This window comes from Flavobacterium succinicans (genome assembly GCF_001662485.1).
In the GTDB taxonomy this organism is placed as follows: Bacteria; Bacteroidota; Bacteroidia; order Flavobacteriales; family Flavobacteriaceae; genus Flavobacterium; species Flavobacterium succinicans_A.
Genome location: NZ_JMTM01000036.1, coordinates 1 through 3,772, shown reverse-complemented (window position 1 = coordinate 3,772; position 3,772 = coordinate 1). Strand labels below are relative to the sequence as shown.

Annotated in this window: 1 protein-coding gene and 1 pseudogene; both read right to left on the bottom strand. The window is 39.4% G+C overall.

All coding sequences use genetic code 11. From position 1 onward, the window contains the following. Window positions 1–263 (bottom strand): annotated as a pseudogene (locus FLB_RS07235) (hypothetical protein); the annotation flags it as partial. A 376-nt stretch (window positions 264–639) separates the two neighbouring features. Next, on the bottom strand, window positions 640–3,772 hold a 3,133-nt coding region (locus tag FLB_RS14370), incomplete at its 5' end, for a beta strand repeat-containing protein (RefSeq protein ID WP_197488945.1).

The following is a 3,772-nucleotide window of genomic DNA, read 5'->3' as shown; positions in this document are numbered from 1 at the left end:
ATGTTGGAACCATTGCTCAGACAGTTGGTCCAAACCCCTTTTTCGAATGCTTTAAAACATTTAGAGGAAAGATCATAAATCATCATGCCTTCTACTGGTGCTACAATAGCAGCCGTATTAGCCACTCGAGGCAATAATAACGCCTTATTAGTGGCAGTAATGTCTAAAGCAGCACTTGGATTTGGATTATTCGTACCTATACCTACTTGCGCAAAGCCAACCGAACAGATGATTAAGACTAAGCATGTAACTATTTTCTTCATATTATTATTATTATGTAACATTATTCGCTATGTGATGTATTACTTTATCCTTGCACAAAAAAACAAGTCCTTAACAATTGCTTTTCAGCTCTTATCCCACTATGTAGCAGTAGTGGTTGTTGCGTTTTTATAACCCAATCACTTACGCTCTACTTTTAAGATGTTGTATCCATCATTGCTTTGTAGCCTATGCCACTTTTGTTGTTTTTTTACGACTAAGACACGGTGCACAACACCTTAGTAACAATTATAAAGCTATAGGTACAGTAAGTAAATCAGGCTCATTGCCGTTTCCTACGGCATCTATATCAGCACTACACAGAAGAGGTAAGATAACCGCTCATTTTTAAAATAAGCGGCATCCATTACACAATCGTTAATTAGGGATAAATATCCACAATAATTTAACATCTGTCATCGATTGAAACTTACCTACTGTTGGCACATAATCTATATTGACTGCTCCAGCTGCTGCCACACTAAGCTCTGTTGCATAGGTTAAAGTATTACGTAAAGAATTAAAATGACCACCTGACAATGTCACAGTTTCTAGCGTAGTAGCACCATTTTTAACTTGATACTCAATTCCAGTAGTTGATGAATTATGCAATAAACCGGCTTGACCCAATAAAATATATTTACCCGCAGCAGGTGCTGTCAGTGTAAATCTATGACTGTTTGTAGCTGGCGAATTATTGACAAGCGTAGCAGAAGAAGTACCGGTAGTAACATTAGACGTTGAGGGTACATGTATCCACTGCATAGAAGGGACAGTAACGCCACTAAAGCCTGGTAGCGGAACCAAATCTACATTTACACTTCCTGATGGCACACTTGCTACTGCTAATCCGGAAAGCTCTTGCCATACATTATTTGGATTTGAATTTCGTTGCAACACATTCTCTACTATAGTCCCGTCAACTTTAATGTCGTATGATAAATTATTTCCATTTATAGTCGTAAATAAATTCAAAGAAGGAATTAATATCAGTTTCCCCGCAGAAGGACACGAAATTGTATATCTATGATTATTTACCGCAGGCGTATTATTTATATTATTTCCTTGTTCTGATTTTGCGTTGAACATTCCTGAGGTTAATCCTTCACTACAACCAGTAGGCTCAGGTATAAACAGATACTCTAGTTTATTATTTAACATATTATTTCCACCATTACGTACAATATTTATGGTTTGTGTGCCAGCAGCTAAAACATTGGCTTCGCCAATAGTTGAAAGATTTTGATAAACATTTACAGGAACAGTTGGTGAAATAAAACTATTGTTTGTTATATATGTACCATTAAAATTAGAAGCTGCAGCAATGTATGAACTAATATCATTAGTACTAGACCAAACATTTTCATTAGCAAACCAAATTACTTTACCCTTGGCAAGTGTGGTAAATGTAAAAGCTTTATTATCTCCAATTGCATTGTCAATAAAATGCCCTGTTTGTATTTTTGGACAATCTACAGTTATAGTAAATGAACAAGCATTTAGCGTATACGTAAAAGTACCCGAAGCTAAAGGTATACCCGTTGCTGTTAACGTAATAGACTGACTATTGCCCGTACTGCTAAAAGTATCCGAACCCGTAAATGTAACCCCGTTTACTGTGTTGGTAGAGAGCGCATAAGAACCCGCAGCATCCACATTAGCGCTAATGATTTGTGTAACACCAGAGGCAGCTACACCAGGTATTAACGTACCAACAGAACTCCCTGGGCAAGTAAAGGACGATATCACTGCCGTTCCGCCAGATGTGGAATTAACTGTGGCTGTGGCGTTACAAAAACGTAAGCCATGTAGATTTGCATCTGCAGCAACACCGTTCCAACGTTGTACAATCAAAGTATCATATCCGGTAGTGCTAATGACATTTAGCATACCTCCCGTAATATTAACGACTTTGTTTACATAAGTGGCATCATTCCCAATTGTAGATACAAAATCTTCTGGAGTACAATCAGAAAGTAAAGGTGATAACACCACCGGTACTGCATTACCCCCGAGTGTAGCCGAAACCCTCAATCCTTCAGTTACTTGAGCTGCCGGTAAACCTAAATTATTGTTATATGTGGTATAAATTTGCACATTATTTAGGATTTTATCGAAGGTGTATGTAGCCGCTTGTGACCCTGAAAGTGTAGAAGCACTTCCGCCAGGGTAATTGGTTGTGTTAAGAAAACAATTTTGGAAGGATGATGTATTAAAAGGACCAGTAGCATTTGGCGAAGCTTTCGTTACATTCACAAATACTGTCGGATTACTGGTTTGGTAGTTACCAGAACTATGAGTTACGTTACAGTTTGTGGTAGGATAACTTTCATAAGTAGTTCTATTAAAACTGCAACTAGGGGTAGTATTTAAGGTAAAGGTATGGTTCCCAGCAGCTACTGGAGTTCCTGTGGCAGTTAGCACAATAGGCACATTAGGACCAGCAGCAACAGTACCCGATCCGGAAAAAGTAACCCCATTGGCTGTAGTAGTAAGATTATAGGTACCTGTAGTAGCTACCAATGCGGTAATGGTCAGTGTAACGGGCTCGAAAAAAGCTGTGTTTCTACCTTGTATAAGGGTTCCATTAATTGCACCTGAACAGTCATAGGACGATACCACTGCTGAACCTCCTGAGGTTATATTTGGAACGGCTGTAGCATTACATAGCATAAATCCAAAAAGATTTCCACCAGCAGTAGCTGATGAACGTGTTATCGTTACAGCATCATACTCACTATTGGAGCTTATGTTAAATACCAAGCCTGAACTTGATGTTAAACCTGTATTGTTAATACTGGCTGTATTTCCCGTTTGAGTAGACGTAAAACTAGCCTGACATGTCCCGGCTGAAGGTACCAGCTGAATGGGTACGGACACACCCGCCAAAGATGCTGTTACGGTATATCCTTCATTACCTTCGGAACTCTCATTATTCACACCAAATACCTGAACGTTTTTAAGCGGTACGCTAAAAGCAAAAGTGGCGCTCTGTCCTAAACCAATCCCAATAATATTTCCAGTAGCAGACACGCCGCAATTTGAGACAGATGCAATTGAGCCAGAGTCTGTACTTGTTGTTTTTGTAATGGTTACAGCGCTACTACCAATAGTTGTGGTAGCTGGAAATGATCCTATCACGGTACTACAAACCGTTGAAGTAAAAGCTTGCCCTACAGATCGTGTAAAGCTGCAAGTAGGTGTTGTTGGTAACGCAAATGTGGTAGTTCCTGCCGAAGTTGGCGTACCACTAGCGGTTAAAATGATAGGTTGATTATTACCTGTGACTGTAAAAGTATTCGAACCTGTCCAAGAAATACCGTTGTTGGCAGGTATAGAAATATTATACGTTCCTACAGTTGTAACATTTGCAGTAATGATTTGCGTTACTCCAGAAACGACCTGACCTACAGTCATGGTTCCTGTTGATGTTCCTGAACAGCTATAGCCTGAAACCACTGCTGTTCCGCCCGAAGTAGGCGAGTTAACATTTCTGATGAAGGTACAACTA